Source organism: Citrobacter sp. Cpa228, assembly GCF_030333085.1.
Classification (GTDB): Bacteria; Pseudomonadota; Gammaproteobacteria; order Enterobacterales; family Enterobacteriaceae; genus Citrobacter; species Citrobacter pasteurii.
In genome coordinates this window covers 145,777-162,318 of sequence record NZ_JAOWGQ010000042.1, presented here as the reverse complement: position 1 = coordinate 162,318, position 16,542 = coordinate 145,777, and the positions used below count along the sequence as shown (strand labels likewise).

The 16,542-nt window shown below is 54.4% G+C and carries 14 protein-coding genes and 1 riboswitch; of the genes, 7 read left to right on the top strand and 7 right to left on the bottom strand.

Annotated features, from left to right (window positions below; all coding sequences use genetic code 11):
- The first annotated feature begins 2 nt into the window (after nt 1-2).
- Nucleotides 3-752 carry a 16S rRNA (guanine(1516)-N(2))-methyltransferase RsmJ gene (gene rsmJ / locus OGX91_RS08390; RefSeq protein WP_286625947.1) on the top strand — a complete coding sequence of 250 codons (750 nt, stop codon included), beginning with the start codon at nt 3-5 and terminating at the stop codon, nt 750-752.
- 106 nt (nt 753-858) lie between these two features.
- Here rsmJ and OGX91_RS08385 read toward each other — a convergent pair whose 3' ends face one another.
- Nucleotides 859-2,058 carry an NAD(P)/FAD-dependent oxidoreductase gene (locus OGX91_RS08385; RefSeq protein WP_286625945.1) on the bottom strand — a complete coding sequence of 400 codons (1,200 nt, stop codon included), beginning with the start codon at nt 2,056-2,058 and terminating at the stop codon, nt 859-861.
- 230 nt (nt 2,059-2,288) lie between these two features.
- Between OGX91_RS08385 and OGX91_RS08380 the strand changes: the two genes are divergently transcribed.
- A complete protein-coding gene (locus OGX91_RS08380) occupies nt 2,289-2,792 on the top strand; it encodes an RrF2 family transcriptional regulator (RefSeq protein WP_286625943.1) in 504 nt (167 codons plus the stop codon).
- 86 nt (nt 2,793-2,878) lie between these two features.
- Here the strand turns inward: OGX91_RS08380 and dtpB are convergent, their stop codons facing one another.
- Entirely contained in the window at nt 2,879-4,351 is a 1,473-nt protein-coding gene (gene dtpB, locus OGX91_RS08375; protein ID WP_286625941.1) for a dipeptide/tripeptide permease DtpB, read from the bottom strand.
- A 281-nt stretch (nt 4,352-4,632) separates the two neighbouring features.
- On the bottom strand, nt 4,633-5,070 hold the full coding sequence (uspA, locus tag OGX91_RS08370; RefSeq protein WP_003023368.1) for a universal stress protein UspA: 438 nt from the start codon (nt 5,068-5,070) through the stop codon (nt 4,633-4,635).
- Nucleotides 5,071-5,463: 393 nt separating this feature from the next.
- Between uspA and uspB the strand changes: the two genes are divergently transcribed.
- Nucleotides 5,464-5,799, top strand: a complete 336-nt coding sequence (uspB, locus tag OGX91_RS08365) for a universal stress protein UspB (RefSeq protein WP_003023371.1) — start codon at nt 5,464-5,466, stop codon at nt 5,797-5,799.
- A 64-nt stretch (nt 5,800-5,863) separates the two neighbouring features.
- On the opposite strand, the gene pitA is transcribed toward uspB, so the two are convergent.
- Nucleotides 5,864-7,363, bottom strand: a complete 1,500-nt coding sequence (pitA, locus tag OGX91_RS08360; RefSeq protein WP_286625939.1) for an inorganic phosphate transporter PitA — start codon at nt 7,361-7,363, stop codon at nt 5,864-5,866.
- A gap of 229 nt (nt 7,364-7,592) precedes the next feature.
- On the opposite strand from pitA, the gene OGX91_RS08355 reads away from it, so the two are divergent.
- Nucleotides 7,593-8,786, top strand: a complete 1,194-nt coding sequence (locus OGX91_RS08355; RefSeq protein ID WP_182289677.1) for a BaiN/RdsA family NAD(P)/FAD-dependent oxidoreductase — start codon at nt 7,593-7,595, stop codon at nt 8,784-8,786.
- A 38-nt stretch (nt 8,787-8,824) separates the two neighbouring features.
- On the opposite strand, the gene OGX91_RS08350 is transcribed toward OGX91_RS08355, so the two are convergent.
- Nucleotides 8,825-9,838: a magnesium transporter gene (locus OGX91_RS08350; protein WP_040231669.1), complete on the bottom strand. Its 1,014-nt coding sequence runs from the start codon at nt 9,836-9,838 to the stop codon at nt 8,825-8,827.
- 55 nt (nt 9,839-9,893) lie between these two features.
- A riboswitch (M-box (ykoK) riboswitch) is annotated at nt 9,894-10,077 on the bottom strand.
- Between the two features lie 401 nt (nt 10,078-10,478).
- On the opposite strand from OGX91_RS08350, the gene OGX91_RS08345 reads away from it, so the two are divergent.
- From OGX91_RS08345 to OGX91_RS08335, 3 genes are read left to right on the top strand one after another with little or no spacing between them, the layout of a single operon-like run.
- Nucleotides 10,479-11,546, top strand: coding sequence for an HlyD family secretion protein (locus OGX91_RS08345; RefSeq protein ID WP_005121547.1), 1,068 nt, complete (start codon nt 10,479-10,481; stop codon nt 11,544-11,546).
- Entirely contained in the window at nt 11,543-14,290 is a 2,748-nt protein-coding gene (rbbA, locus tag OGX91_RS08340) for a ribosome-associated ATPase/putative transporter RbbA (protein WP_286625937.1), read from the top strand. The genes OGX91_RS08345 and rbbA overlap by 4 nt, the downstream gene beginning before the upstream one ends.
- Nucleotides 14,290-15,414, top strand: coding sequence for an ABC transporter permease (locus OGX91_RS08335; protein ID WP_005121549.1), 1,125 nt, complete (start codon nt 14,290-14,292; stop codon nt 15,412-15,414). The genes rbbA and OGX91_RS08335 overlap by 1 nt, the downstream gene beginning before the upstream one ends.
- 97 nt (nt 15,415-15,511) lie before the next feature.
- Here OGX91_RS08335 and nikR read toward each other — a convergent pair whose 3' ends face one another.
- Nucleotides 15,512-15,913: a nickel-responsive transcriptional regulator NikR gene (nikR, locus tag OGX91_RS08330; RefSeq protein WP_005121550.1), complete on the bottom strand. Its 402-nt coding sequence runs from the start codon at nt 15,911-15,913 to the stop codon at nt 15,512-15,514.
- 49 nt (nt 15,914-15,962) lie between these two features.
- Nucleotides 15,963-16,541: a 4'-phosphopantetheinyl transferase AcpT gene (gene acpT, locus OGX91_RS08325; protein WP_040231672.1), complete on the bottom strand. Its 579-nt coding sequence runs from the start codon at nt 16,539-16,541 to the stop codon at nt 15,963-15,965.
- Nucleotide 16,542: the final 1 nt, after the last annotated feature.

Sequence of the window (16,542 nt, the reverse complement as noted above, 5' to 3'; positions counted from 1 at the left end):
GCGTGAAAATCTGCTTACTTGATGAAACAGGCGCCGGAGACGGCGCCTTATCTGTTCTTGCCGCCCGCTGGGGACTGGAGCACGATGAAGACAACCTGATGGCGTTGGTGATGACAGCGGAGCATCTGGAACTGCGCAAACGCGATGAACCTAAACTCGGCGGTATCTTCGTGGATTTCGTGGGCGGTGCCATGGCCCATCGGCGCAAGTTTGGCGGTGGCCGCGGTGAAGCGGTGGCGAAGGCTGTCGGCATTAAAGGCGATTACCTGCCAGATGTGGTAGATGCTACCGCAGGACTGGGGCGTGATGCGTTTGTGCTGGCCTCCGTTGGCTGCCATGTACGGATGCTGGAACGTAATCCGGTGGTGGCGGCGCTGCTCGACGATGGCCTGGCCCGTGGTTATGCAGATCCGGAAATCGGGCTGTGGCTGCAGGAGCGATTACAACTGATCCATGCGTCCAGTCTGACGGCGTTGACCGATATCACGCCGCGCCCGCAGGTGGTGTACCTCGATCCGATGTTCCCGCATAAGCAGAAAAGCGCGCTGGTGAAAAAAGAGATGCGCGTGTTTCAGTCGTTGGTGGGGCCAGACTTAGATGCCGATGGTTTGTTGGCACCAGCACGTCAGCTGGCGACTAAACGTGTGGTAGTGAAGCGCCCGGACTACGCGCCGCCGCTGGCGGATGTCGCCACGCCGAACGCGGTAGTTACCAAAGGGCATCGGTTCGATATTTATGCGGGAACGGCATAGGCCAGATGGTCAGCTATAGTGCCCGATGGCGCTACGCTTATCGGGCCTACAGTTCGGCGCCGTTAGTAGGCCGGATAAGGCGTTAGCCGCCATCCGGCATCACGGGTTAAACAAACGGAGCATAAGGATCGGCAATCTCAAACGCCACGGCCTTGTCAGCCTTCGGTGGATATATCAACTCACTGACAATTGATACCTTCAGCTTCTTCGCGTCTTCACGCGTCAGTTTCACCTGCTGATCCCACCCTTCGGTATATACCGCGCCCCATGCGCCAAGATCCAGACAGGTGACGTAGTTTTCCTGACGATACGGCAATGGCGCAACGTTCAGCAAGCTGGCGGCGGCGTTGTTACCGGCAAATTTGCCCAGTAAAATAGCGTGCTGGCAGGTCATTAGCGCGTGATTACCTTTGTCATCGGTGGCGGCGTAAGCCACATCGCCGGTGGCATAGATATCATCATGGCCGATGACCTGAAGGTTTGCGTCCACATGCAGGCGGCCCTGACGATCGTGCGGTGCGTCAATTTGTGCCGTTAGCCCGTTTGCCTGCACGCCAACCGTCCAGATAACGGTCTGTGAGGCGATGGTCTGCCCATCTTTCAGCGTTACGCCGGACGCATCCACGCACTCTACTTCCGTATTCACCCGCCATTCAACGCCCAGTTCGGCTGATGCCTGTGCGATGACATCCCGCAGCTCCTGACTCCAGCGTGCGCCCGGCTGTGCACCGCGTTCAACTACGACAACTCTGGTCTTAGCATCGGCACCCAAAATCTCGCGCAGACGGCCCGGTAATTCCAGCGCCATCTCAATCCCGGTAAAGCCGCCGCCGCAGACTACCACGGTATTACGAGCCTCGCTCTCTGGCTGCTGCGCCAGATCCTTAATGTGTTGTTCCAGTACGGCGGCACTTTCGAGCTGGTCGAGGTCGAAGGCGTGTTCTGCAGCACCGGCAACGGCGTCGCGGTTTACGTGACTGCCGCTGGCGAGTACCAGGCGGTCGTAGCGGCGTAGATGAATATCACCGTTGGCATCTTTCCAACTGACTTCTTTAGAGGCCGGGAGGATCTGCTCGACGTGACCTTGCAGGAAGTTAACGCCGGTGGCGTCGAATAACGGTTGCAGCGGGGCGACCAGCGAGTGGACCGCGCTTTCATAAAAACGCGGGCGTACACGCAGCTCTGGCTGAGGCGCAATCACCGTAATATCAATGGTTTGCTGGTTTTTATCCGCCAGGCGTGCGGCGCTCAATGCTGCCCACATACCGGCAAAACCGGCGCCCACGATCAGAATTTGTTTTTGCATTGGTTTTATCTCACTGGTGACTACGATTTATTTACTCGGATTTTATTGGTCGTAGTTATGGATTGCAATGCGATCCTGATCCTTTTTTCTGTATTGCGCCAGGGTATTTTGTTATCTATCTGATAATTATCTATTTATCTTTTTATTCTCATAAGGAGTTACTCTGTTCTCTGGAATGCCTTAGATGAAAAAGCTACAATAAACTCAGATTCATTTTGGCTGAGATAAAAATGGCATTTTACAGTTCCGGGGTTGAGTACGGCATTCATAGCCTGATGTGTATGGTCGACAGTAAGGGCGACGCGCGGGATATGAGCGTGCGGGAAATTGCCGAACTGCAAAGTGTGCCATATGACTACCTGGCTAAAATTTTCACCCGTCTGTCCAAAGCGGGTCTGGTGCGCAGCATCGAAGGCAAGGGCGGTGGTTTCCAGTTCGCTAAACCTGCTGAACACATCACCGTGCTGGATGTGGTGAATGCTATTGATGGTGATAAGCGCATCTTTGAATGTCGTGAAATTCGCCAGCGGTTGGCGGTATTTGAGGAGCATCCACCAGAGTGGGCCTGTGAAGGCATTTGTGGTGTGCGTTCGGTAATGGACATGGCCCAGCAGCGGATGGAAGAAGCGCTCGGCCAGCATACGATTCTGGACTTGGCGCGCAAAATGTACCGCAAAGCGCCGGACACCTTTGTGGTGGAAGTGCAGGAGTGGATAGACGCGCGTAAAGGGTAGTGAGTGAAAATGCCCGATAGCGCAAGGCGACCGGGCATGTTGAATGTAGGCCGGATTGGGCAATAGCCGCCATCCGGCACTGAAGGTTATTGCTCGGTGCTCGGCGTATTAATCATGCGGTTCAGCCATGGCACCATAATCGCCATCACCACCGTTACCGCCAGGGTGACCAGGCCTATCTTACTGAAGACGTTGGTGTAGATAGGCAGCGTTTGCAGCGGGTCGGTGATGTTCTCTGGTACGGCGGTGAACGTGGCGACATAACCCCCCATCAGGAAGGCGGCGGCCTGCGTCAGGAACCACATCCCGAGAATGAAGCCCATCAGGTGCTGCGGCACGAGAGCGGCGACCATCGCCAGTCCCAGGGCGCTAATCAGCAGTTCACCCAGGCTCTGGAACAGATAAACCAGCACGATAAACCACGGCGACGTCAGCCCTTGCGCATCAGCAAACCACATTCCGGCAGCGACGGCCGTCAGGAAGCCCAGCGAGCACAGGAACATGCCAAGCGTAAACTTCATCGGCATGGTCAGATCTTTGCCTTTGTTTCCCAGACGGGTATAGATTGCGGCCAGCACCGGACTCGCCAGTACCACCCAGAACGGGTTCAGGGCCTGGAAGCTTACCGGGTTGATGGCGAAACCAAGAATTTCATGGTGCACGTTATTGATAGCAAAGAAGTTCAGCGAAGTTGGCATCTGCGCGTACAGCACGTAGAACACCACCGCTTCCAGCATCAGGATAAAGGCCACGAACATCTTATTGCGTCCGGTTTTATCCAGTTTGAATGCCTGGCGGAAGAAGATGATAGTCACGGCAATCGACAGGACGATCAGTACCAGGTTGGCAATCTGCACGTTGTGCATCAGCCAGGCGCAGATAAATACCATCACTACCGTTCCGGCCAGCACGCAGAATAGATTACGGAAATTCAGCGGCTTATGGTCTGGCTCTGAACCGATATTCTTCACCATTCCACGGCAGGCAAAGTAGACCAACAGCGCGACAATAAGCCCGGCTCCACACAGGTTGTAGGTCACCGCGTAGCCAAACTTATCGGCAATCACCGGCGCCAGCGATAGCGACAGCAGCGAGCCGATGTTAATCGACATATAAAACAGGGTGAAAGCACCGTCCAGACGGGCGTCTTTCGGCGGATAGCATTTTGACAGCAGGCTTGCCGGGTTGGCTTTAAACAGCCCGTTACCGACGGCAATGGTACCCAAAGCAATAAAAATCAGGTCGGGCTTGAGCAGTGACATCCCGGTCATGAAGTAACCAAGTGCCAGCACGATAGCGCCGAGCACCAGCGTGCGTTTGGTACCTAAAAGATGGTCGCCGACATAGCCGCCGATGGAGATCAGGCCGTATACCAATGCCGCAAACGCGCCAAAGGTGACAAATGCCTGTTCCTGAGAAAATCCGAGTTGCTTAACAAAAAATACCGCCAGGATGCCCTGAACGCCGTAATAGCCAAATCGTTCCCATAATTCCACAAAGAAGATCATGAAGAACGGACGAGGTTGCTGCAGCAAGCCCGTAGGTGCAGTAGTATTCATATTCCTTCGCCTTTCAAAGCCATCCCGAAAAGTATGAACGCGTATGCTTAAACGCGCCGAAAAAGTCTTATTTTGTTATAGACTGCGGTGATTGGCCGCAGTCGTAGAGTATTATAGAGATAGATTTCGATCCAATTAGTTGATCACACTAATTATGATTTGTTTGTTGGATTGATGTACTAATTGTGTCTGAATGATAAAAACAAAAACGCCCGCACAGGCGGGCGTTTACAGGCTTAACGACTTGCAGCGCGCCGGGTTATCTCCCGACGGCCAGCGTTTTATGCTTCTTCGTCGTCACGCAGCGGAACAATCAACATGTCGACGTGGACGGTGTTGATCAGTTGGCGCGCGGAGGACATCAGCTTGCTCCAGAAATCCTGGTGGTGGCCACAAACGACCAGATCCATGTCGTATTTTTTGATGGCATCAACCAGAACCTGACCCAGGTCGCCGCTACCGCTCAGGGTTTCGGTGATTGGGTAGCCTGCATTGGTGGACAGCTCGGTTAACGCGTGGTGGGTTTCTTCAGAAATGCGTTTCTGCATATCGCCCAGATTCACGTCGATTAGCCCGGTGTACAGGTCAGAATAGTTTACGTCAACGTGGATAAGGGAGACTTTCGCATTGTAAGGCCGCGCCATAGAGACCGCTTTTTCAACCAGAACTTTGCTTTCTGGAGAAAGATCAACCGCGATAAGAATGTGTTTATAAGCCATAGTGTTACTCCTTCCATAAGTTGTCGATGACTAGCCTGCTGGCGTTCATTTGCCGCCGCGTCATCCGCGTCCTGCGAACTTTATGCGCGGGGCTAGCCCAGTCGTAAAAACGTACCTTTTAAGGACTATCCTTACATTATAGCGACCGGGATAATCCGTCAATCCGCCTTGCTTGCCAAGTAGTTAAACAAATTTTTTAGTTAATTGCATTGATAGTGATTAACCTTCTGGCAAAAAAATTAACTAATCTCCTACACTATTTAGAGAGGCGCTCGGATGCGTGACACTAACACGAGCGGTTTCGGTTGTGCTCTTCACTGAATGGTTTGGCAGGGTATCGGGGAGCGGTAGTCCCGGAAAGGAGTTCCGTGGGCGGGTCGCCGGGGAGGAGATATGATAAGCACCATTGCGTTATTCTGGGCTTTATGTGTCGTTTGCATTGTTAATATGGCGCGTTATTTTTCTTCGCTACGCGCACTGTTAGTGGTACTTCGTGGTTGCGATCCATTACTTTACCAGTATGTTGATGGGGGCGGCTTTTTTACCTCGCATGGGCAACCTAACAAGCAGATGCGTCTGGTGTGGTATATCTACGCTCAGCGTTACCGTGATCATCATGACGATGAGTTTATTCGCCGCTGTGAGCGGGTTCGCGGTCAGTTCATCCTTACCAGCGCGTTATGTGGGCTGGTGTTAATCAGTATGGTCGCGCTGATTATCTGGCACTGATGTCAACGACAGATACAAAAAAAGCGGGTCAGTTTGCTGACCCGCTTTTTTACTGTGCATGCGCTTAGATTAGCTTCAGGGATAGCCAGTACAGCACCCCGGAAAGCATAATCGCTGCTGGCAGGGTGAAGACCCAGGCCATCAGAATGCTGGTTACCGTTTTACGCTGCAAACCGCCACCGTCAACAACCATCGTCCCTGCAACAGAAGAGGAGAGAACGTGCGTGGTGGAAACAGGCATACCGGTGTAACTGGCGAGACCGATAGAGACTGCGGCAGTCATCTGTGCCGACATCCCCTGAGCATAGGTCATGCCTTTCTTACCGATTTTCTCACCGATAGTGGTCGCCACGCGACGCCAGCCAATCATCGTACCGCAGCCCAGAGCCAGAGCAACAGCCATGATAATCCAGACGGGTGCGTACTCAATGGTGCTCAGCATGTCGGTTTTCAGTTTCTTCAGCAGTCGCTGATCGTCGCTGCTTACGCCAGGCAGTTTCACGACTTTATCGGTCGTATCAGAAATGCACAGCATAATGCGACGCAGCTGGCTACGCTGATCAACGCTTAACTTGTCGTAGGTTTCCAGGTTCGCCAGCATACCTTTTGCACGCTCAAGCGCGTTGATGGTATTTGCCGGGTGACAATGGAACTCTGCTGGGGTCGTTGTCGCCGTTTCCGTCGGAGACGGAACCAACTGATCAACGCCGGTCGCCTGTTTGAGCAAATCAGGACGCTGCTGGAAGTAGGTTTCGACGTTATTGATAGCATCACGGGTACGCGTAATTTCGTAACCAGAAGCATTCATATTCACCACGAAGCCTGCAGGCGCTACGCCAATCAGTACCAGCATTACCAGACCAATACCTTTCTGCCCATCGTTAGCGCCATGAGAGAACGCCACACCGATAGCGGAGAGGATCAGTGCGATACGCGTCCAGAACGGCGGCTTTTTCTTACCGTCTTTCTTTTCACGCTCTGCAGGAGTCAGGTGAATACGCGCCCGCTTCTTGGTGCCGTTCCAGTAACGACGCAGCAAGAAGATCAGACCGCCAGCGAACACCAGACCGACAATAGGGGAAATGATCAGCGAACCGAAAATATTGAGCACTTTCGGGATGTTAAGTGCATCCACCACTGAAGTCCCGTTCATCAACGCATTGGTTAAACCAATACCGATGATCGCGCCAATCAGCGTGTGGGAGCTGGATGCAGGCAGACCAAAGTACCAGGTACCGAGGTTCCAGATAATTGCCGCCAGAAGCATAGAGAACACCATGGCGAGGCCATGTGAAGAACCCATGTTGAGCAGCAGATCCGTTGGTAGCATATGCACGATGGCATAAGCTACGCTGAGACCACCCAGCAAAACACCAAAGAAGTTGAACAACGCAGCCATGACCACCGCCAATTGCGAACGCATTGCACGGGTATAGATCACGGTTGCGACAGCATTGGCTGTATCGTGGAAGCCGTTAATTGCTTCGTAGAACAGCACAAAAGCCAGAGCAAGCAATAATAAAAGCCCGGTATGTAAATCCAGGCCAGCAAACAAATGTAGCATAGGACGTTACGCCATTTTGAGGACATGAACGCGGCGCATTATCAGTGACTTTGGCGGCGCGGGCAAAGTGAAATATAGAGTTTTTTTGATTTGTCTCCTGCTTTGTTTTACACCACTAAAGAATTATCCTATAGAATTCATATAAATACCTATTATTGATAGTTTGGTGCTGGTGCGACCACTGAGGAATCTTTACAATTCACGCCCGCTTTTTAGAGAGGATCGCAACGTGGAAAGGTTTGATACCGTTATTATAGGCGCTGGCGCAGCGGGTATGTTCTGTGCCGCGCAGGCAGGGCAAGCAGGCAGTCAAGTACTGCTGATTGATAATGGTAAAAAGCCTGGACGTAAGATCCTCATGTCCGGCGGAGGTCGTTGTAACTTTACCAATCTTTATGTGGAACCGGCTGCATATTTGAGTCAAAACCCGCATTTTTGCAAATCGGCGCTGGCTCGCTATACGCAGTGGGACTTTATTGATCTGGTGGGTAAACACGGCATTGCCTGGCACGAAAAAACGCTCGGTCAGCTGTTCTGCGATGATTCGGCCCAACAAATCGTCGATATGCTGGTTGCCGAGTGCGAAAAAGGTAACGTTACGATGCGGTTACGTAGCGAAGTCCTGAGCGTCGCACAGGATGATGATGGCTTCATTCTGGAACTGAACGGGATGACGGTCGGTGCGAAAAAATTGGTTATTGCCTCCGGTGGGCTTTCCATGCCGGGTCTGGGGGCAACGCCGTTTGGTTATAAAATTGCCGAACAGTTTGGACTGAAGGTGTTGCCGACGCGCGCAGGCCTGGTGCCCTTTACGTTGCATAAGCCATTGCTGGAGCAGCTTCAGGTGCTCTCAGGCGTGTCTGTTCCTTCCGTTATCACCGCTGAAGACGGCACCGTATTTCGTGAAAACCTGCTCTTTACGCACCGTGGGCTTTCAGGCCCGGCCGTTTTGCAAATTTCCAGTTTTTGGCAGCCCGGCGAATTTGTCAGCATTAATTTGTTGCCGGATGTTGACCTTGCGAGCTTTCTCGACGAACAACGAAGCGCACATCCAAATCAGAGCTTAAAGAACACGTTAGCGATGCAGTTACCGAAACGTCTGGTGGAATGCCTGCAGCAATTAGGGCAAATCCCGGATGCGACGCTGAAACAACTTAACGTGCGCGATCAGCAAACGCTGGTGGAGACGCTCACTGAATGGCGGGTGCAGCCGAACGGTACCGAAGGGTATCGCACAGCGGAAGTCACGCTGGGTGGCGTGGATACCAACGAACTGTCTTCGCGCACGATGGAAGCCCGCAAAGTGCCAGGGCTGTACTTTATTGGTGAAGTGATGGATGTCACCGGCTGGTTGGGTGGGTATAACTTCCAGTGGGCGTGGTCGAGCGCCTGGGCATGTGCGCAAGATTTAGCGCCAGCCTGACTGTGACGCCCGACAACCTGAGCTGCCGGGCGTTATCATTAGTTCAGACCAAGAAAGTGCTGGGCGATTTTAAAGTAGATAATTAACCCGGTACCGTCGATAAGCGTGGCGATAAACGGGGCTGAAACCACGGCGGGATCAATGCCGATACGCTTAAGCACCATGGGGATCACTGATGACACCACGGCGCTCCACAATGTAATGCAAACCAGCGTCAGGCTGACGATCAGCGTGATTTCCATGCCGATGCCCATCATCCACGCGCGCAAGCACCCTGCCAGGCCCAGCGTCAGAGCGATCAGCAGCGAAGTTGAAACTTCTTTGCGGATCACCCGGCCCATATCGCGCAGTCGCACTTCTCCCAGCGCCATTGAACGTACCAGCGTCGAAGTGATCTGCGTACCGCTGTTGCCGCCAGTACCAATTAATAGCGGAATAAAAAAGGCCAGGGCAATTGCGGATTCCAGCGCCTCTTCAAAATGCTGAAGCACGCTGCTGGTATAGGCTTCTGCGACAAACAGCAGCAGGAGCCAGACCGAACGCTTTTTCCACAATGTCCACGGACTAATTTCCAGATAGGGTTTTTCCAGCGGTAGCGTGGCGCCCTGAAGCTGAACGTCTTCGGTAACATCATCTTCCTGTAGATGAGCGATCTCTTTTTCCATCAGACAACCGACCAGCTCACCTCTCTCAACGACAGCAACCAGATCGACTTCGCGTTCGGCTAACTCGGCAACGACCTGCGCCCGTTCATCATCAGGCTTTACATGAAATAAACAGCTGTCCGTAAGATGGTTGATGTTCAGCGACGTATCTTTTTCCTGCAATAAGCGCTTGATGGATAACACCCCGCGCAGCGCTTTTCCAGCCACAACAAAGACCTGGCCTGGGATGTCATCCGTTTTGAGTTGGGAGACAAAGTACTCGCGAGCGCCGTTAACGCTGAGATGGTCCGGCAGAGTAATAAAATCGGTGCGCATATATTGGGCGATAGCGTCGCCATTGAAATCCGGCATAGGATGATGAGCGGCGCAGAGTGGCATAGATGACATGGTGTAATTCCCTATAAAAATCTCTCATAGGGGCGAACAAGACAGGGTTAGCACAGGCAGATCCCTACGTCCTGGTTTTAGCACTGAACAACGTATCTGTCCGATGGTGAAATCGTCAGAAGTTACCTTGGCAACACCTTGATTCGATGGATGCCTGTATTTCCCTGAGTGGTCTCTCTCGATACCAGCAGGGCGGTAACTTGTATTTGTACAGGAGCCTCGCCATAACGAGATCGGTAAATGAGCCGCTATTATAGGGATGCCTAATCATTGATTATGTTTATAGTTGCGATTGTTTATCAATCGTTGATATACGAAATATTTCTTGTGCCAGGGCTGAACTGGAAACGACAACCGAATAGACATATCGAAACCAGGTGTTAGTATTCAATAGACAGCAGTTATGAGTATGCGTGTTTCATTTCCGGCCAGGAACGCTGATGATGACAACATTACTACCCGATTTCACAGCATTTTCGTCACTCACTTCCTTCGCGGTATGCGTTGCCTTAACGCCTGTCCGCTCTTTGGCCATTATTTCTCATTCCTTCTCATCCCGGATGGAATCTCTCACTGAATAGCAGTTCAGTGGGTTTTGTGACACGCATCGTTTGATAACAGGGATTACGGCGGGTCGAATATGGATAAGATTAAGCGTCATCTGGTGTGGTGGGGCGCGGGTATTGTGGTGGTGGTTGCTGCAATAGCATGGTGGATGTTGCGTCCTGCGGGGATACCGGAAGGGTTTGCCGCCAGCAACGGCAGAATTGAAGCCACTGAAGTGGATATTGCCACCAAAATTGCCGGACGTATTGATACGATCCTCGTGTCGGAAGGGCAGTTCGTTCGTCAGGGCGAGGTGCTGGCGAAAATGGATACCCGCGTGCTGCACGAGCAGCGGCTGGAAGCGGTCGCGCAAATCAAAGAAGCGGAAAGTGCGGTGGCGGCGGCACGGGCGTTGCTGGAACAACGGCAAAGCGAAATGCGCGCCGCGCAGTCGGTGGTAAAACAGCGTGAAGCAGAGTTGCAGTCGGTCTCTAAACGCCACGTACGCTCCCGTTCACTGTCCCTGCGTGGTGCGGTATCTGAGCAACAACTGGATGACGACAGGGCCGCCGCTGAAAGTGCGCGTGCTGCGCTGGAATCGGCAAAGGCGCAGGTCTCTGCCGCGAAAGCGGCGATTGAAGCCGCCCGTACCAGCATCATTCAGGCGCAAACCCGGGTCGAAGCCGCACAGGCTACCGAACGACGCATTGCGGCAGATATCGATGACAGCGAGCTTAAAGCCCCGCGCGATGGTCGCGTGCAGTACCGCGTGGCTGAACCGGGCGAAGTGCTGTCAGCAGGCGGGCGCGTGCTGAATATGGTCGATCTCAGCGATGTCTACATGACATTCTTCTTGCCGACCGAACAGGCTGGCCTGCTGAAGATTGGCGGTGAAGCGCGACTGGTGCTGGATGCCGCGCCGGATCTGCGTATTCCTGCGACCATCAGCTTTGTCGCAAGCGTCGCGCAGTTCACGCCGAAAACGGTTGAAACCAGTGATGAGCGGCTAAAACTGATGTTCCGCGTGAAAGCGCGTATCCCGCCGGAGCTGTTACAGCAGCACCTGGAGTACGTGAAAACCGGTCTGCCGGGCATGGCCTGGGTGCGTGTTGATGAAAATCGCCCCTGGCCTGACGACCTGGTGGTGAGGTTGCCGCAATGACGCATCTGGCGCTGGTTCCCGTTCCTCCCGTGGCGCACCTTGACGGCGTGAGTCAGCATTACGGGACAACGGTCGCGCTGAACAATATCACGCTGGATATCCCCGCCCGCTGCATGGTGGGGCTTATTGGCCCGGATGGCGTCGGAAAATCGAGCCTGCTGTCGCTCATCTCCGGTGCGCGAGTCATTGAACACGGCAACGTGATGGTGTTGGGCGGCGATATGCGCGACCCAAAACATCGACGGGATGTCTGCCCGCGCATTGCCTGGATGCCGCAGGGGTTAGGGAAAAACCTGTACCATACGCTGTCGGTGTATGAGAACGTCGATTTCTTTGCCCGGCTGTTTGGTCATGATAAAGCGGAACGCGAAGCGCGGATTACCGAGCTGCTGAACAGCACCGGCCTGGCACCGTTTCGCGACCGTCCCGCCGGGAAACTCTCGGGCGGGATGAAGCAAAAGCTGGGGCTGTGCTGCGCGTTAATCCACGACCCGGAACTGTTAATTCTCGATGAACCCACCACCGGGGTCGATCCGCTGTCCCGCGCCCAGTTCTGGGATCTAATTAACAGCATTCGCCAGCGACAGACCAACATGAGCGTGCTGGTTGCGACCGCTTACATGGAAGAAGCCGAGCGCTTTGACTGGCTGGTAGCGATGAACGCCGGGGAGGTGTTAGCCACTGGGAGCGCCCAGCAGCTACGCGAACAAACCAACAGCAACACGCTGGAGCAGGCGTTTATCGCGCTGCTACCTGAAGCCCAGCGCCAGGCGCATAAACCGGTGGTGATCCCGCCGTATCACGCTGAGCAGGAAGAAATTGCTATTGAAGCGAAAGATCTGACCATGCGCTTCGGCAAGTTTGTCGCCGTTGACCACGTTAACTTTCGTATTCCCCGCGGGGAAATCTTCGGTTTTCTCGGCTCCAACGGCTGCGGTAAATCCACCACCATGAAGATGCTCACCGGTCTGCTACCCGCAAGCGAAGGTGAGGCGTGGCTGTTTGGGCAAGCGGTTGACCCGAAGAATATCGATACCCGCCGCCGGGTGGGCTATATGTCGCAGGCGTTTTCGCTCTACAGCGAGCTGACCGTCCGGCAAAACCTCGAACTACATGCGCGACTGTTCCATATCCCCGAAGCGGAAATCCCCGGGCGGGTACAAGAGATGAGCGAGCGCTTTTCGCTGACCGATGTCGAAGACGCGTTGCCCGGCGCGCTGCCGTTGGGGATCCGTCAACGCCTGTCGCTGGCGGTGGCAGTGATCCATCGCCCGGAAATGTTGATTCTTGATGAGCCGACCTCCGGGGTCGATCCGGTGGCGAGGGACATGTTCTGGCAACTGATGGTCGATCTGTCGCGGCAGGACAAAGTGACCATTTTTATCTCTACCCACTTTATGAACGAAGCGGAGCGCTGCGACCGGATGTCGCTGATGCACGCCGGAAAAGTACTGGCCAGCGGCACACCGCAGGAACTGGTGAAACAGCGTGGTGCCGCCAGTCTGGAAGAGGCGTTTATCTCCTGGTTACAGGAAGCGGCAGGCCCGGCGCCGGAAGCTCAGTTAGCGCCAGCCAATGTCCCGGCAGTGCATGAAAACAGTCAGCCGCCGCGGCAGGGCTTTAGCCTGCGGCGCTTGTTCAGCTACAGCCGCCGTGAAGCGCTGGAGCTGCGACGTGACCCGGTTCGTTCAACGCTGGCGCTGATGGGCACAGTGATCCTGATGCTGATCATGGGTTATGGCATCAGCATGGATGTGGAAAACCTGCGTTTTTCGGTGCTCGATCGTGACCAGACCGTCAGTAGCCAGGCGTGGACGCTGAATCTGGCGGGATCGCGCTATTTTATCGAACAGCCGCCGCTCACCAGTTATGACGAGCTGGACAAACGGATGCGTTCGGGCGAAGTGGCGGTAGCAATAGAGATCCCGCCAAACTTTGGCCGCGATATCGCGCGTGGCACGCCGGTGAAGATTGGCGTCTGGGTCGATGGCGCAATGCCGAGCCGCGCTGAAACGGTCAGAGGCTACGTGCAGGCGATGCACCAGACCTGGCTACAGGACGTGATGGCGCATCAACCCAATGCCAGTGGGCAAAACGGGCTGATGACCATTGAAACTCGCTATCGTTACAACCCGGATGTGAAGAGCCTGCCGGCGATTGTTCCGGCAGTGATCCCGCTGCTGCTGATGATGATCCCTTCCATGCTCAGTGCCCTCAGCGTGGTGCGCGAAAAAGAGCTGGGATCGATTATCAACCTGTACGTTACACCCACGACTCGCAGCGAGTTTTTACTCGGCAAACAGTTGCCGTACATCGTGCTGGGGATGCTGAACTTCCTGCTGCTGTGTGCGCTGTCGGTGTTTGTGTTCGGCGTCCCGCATAAGGGCAGCTTTATGACTCTGACGCTGGCCGCGCTGCTGTACGTCACCATTGCCACCGGACTGGGGTTGTTAATCTCCACGTTTATGAAAAGCCAGATCGCCGCCATTTTTGGTACGGCAATTATTACGCTGATCCCGGCGACGCAGTTTTCCGGGATGATCGACCCGGTCGCCTCGCTCGAAGGACCTGGACGCTGGATTGGCGAAATTTATCCGACCAGCCATTTTCTGACCATTGCGCGCGGGACGTTCTCTAAAGCGTTGGATCTGACGGATCTCTGGCAGCTGTTTATGCCGCTGGCGGTAGCCATTCCGGTGGTGATTGGTTTGAGCGTATTACTGCTGAAAAAACAGGAGGTGTGATGCGCCGACTACGTAATATTTATAACCTTGGCATCAAAGAGCTACGCAGCCTGCTGGGTGATAAAGCGATGCTGACGCTGATCGTCTTCGCCTTCACGATTTCGGTTTACTCTTCCGCCACCGTGCTCCCAGGTTCGCTGCACCTGGCACCGATAGCCATCGCCGATATGGATCAGTCGCAGTTGTCGAATCGCATTGTGAACAGCTTTTATCGCCCGTGGTTTTTACCGCCGGAGATGATCACCGCCGATGAGATGGATGCCGGGCTGGATGCCGGACGCTATACCTTTGCTGTGAATATTCCGCCTGATTTTCAGCGTGATGTGCTGGCCGGGCGGCAGCCGGATATTCAGGTTAACGTCGATGCCACGCGGATGAGCCAGGCCTTTACCGGCAACAGCTATATTCAGAATATCATCAGCGGCGAGGTGAACAGCTTTGTGGCGCGTTACCGTGACAACAGCGAGCCGCCGGTGGCGCTGGAAATGCGCATGCGTTTTAACCCCAATCTGGAACCCGCCCGCTTTGGCGCGGTGATGGCGATTATCAACAACATCACCATGCTGGCGATTGTGCTCACCGGCTCGGCGCTGATCCGCGAGCGTGAGCACGGGACGATAGAACATCTGCTGGTCATGCCGGTAACGCCATTTGAGATCATGATGGCAAAAATCTGGTCGATGGGGCTGGTGGTGCTGGTGGTTTCTGGCCTGTCGTTGATGTTGATGGTAAAAGGCGTGCTCGGCGTACCCATTGAAGGTTCGATACCGCTGTTTATGCTGGGCGTGGCGCTGAGCTTGTTCGCGACCACCTCGATCGGTATTTTTATGGGCACACTGGCGCGCTCCATGCCGCAGTTGGGACTGCTGATGATTCTGGTGTTGCTGCCGTTACAGATGCTCTCCGGCGGCTCTACGCCGCGTGAAAGTATGCCGCAGGCGGTGCAGGACATCATGCTAACCATGCCGACCACCCACTTTGTCAGCCTGGCGCAGGCGATTCTTTATCGTGGGGCTGGGTTCAGTATCGTCTGGCCGCAGTTCCTGACGCTACTGGCGATTGGCGGTGCGTTTTTCCTGATAGCGCTGTTACGCTTTCGCAAGACGATTGGCACGATGGCGTGAATATTATTGCCGGATGGCGGCGGCGCCTTATCCGGCCTACAAACGAGAACGGGTGTAGGCCGGGCAAGCGAAGCGCCCCCGGCAACGAATAAGGTAATTACTCTTCTTTTGGCAGGCACTGCAAATGACCGTGGCGCACCCCGCGCTGGGAAATCACATCATCGGCAAAATGCTGAACATCGCCCATATCGCCTTTCAGAACGGCGATTTCCAGGCAGTCGTCATGGTTGATGTGAACGTGTAGCGTAGCGACCGACAAATCATGGTGATGGTGCTGCGTCGAAACAATGCGACTGGCCAAATCACGCTTCTCATGTTCATAAACATATGAGAGTACCGCGAAGCCCTGAGTGCCATGTTCCTGGGTCGTTTCCTGCGCCAGCGCACCACGCAAAATATCGCGAATCGCTTCAGAACGATTGTTGTAACCACGGCGCTGGCTCAGGCTATCCAGCGTTTCCAGTAAATCGTCATCGAGAGTAATGGTGACTCGTTGCATCTGCAGTTAACCTTTCATGTCGCGCGTCGGCGCACAGGGAATGCGGGAGTTACAGCCTCTGCACGGCGTCGGCTGTCAGGGTAAATGGCGTTGGCGTGCACACGGCCAGACTCAGGGTTTCGAGCTGGCACTGGCTAACGGAGAGCGAGGATGTCAGCGTAGTGCTATCGATGCTGACAATTTGCCAGGCGCTGCCGCCACGCTGCTTAACGATGGCTTCTTTGCGCGTCCAGATGCGCCAGAAAGCCGCCAGTTGGTGGTCCGGATGTTCTGCTTCGATTTCGGCATGCTCCCTAAGACTGAACACCGTATTCGCCAGCGTCTTCCAGTTTTCGCGCGGGCGCACGACTTCAATATCGCAGCCCACTTCCCCTTCGTCGCTAAGCAGCAGAGCAATGTCATCACCGCTGTGGCTAAGATTGAACCACAGCGGCGTGTCGGCCGAAAAGGCCGGTTTTCCTTGCTCGCCGTAGACGATATCAGGCAATGGCGAAAGGACATGGGAAAGCAGCACGCGGCCCGCCAGCCAGCGTGCGCGGCGTGCGCCCTGCGGTGCCTGCTCATAGAGCGCATCAGGCAGCACGCCGGTGCTTAAATCAGAAACTTTCCCTAGAACGATCCGGTACATA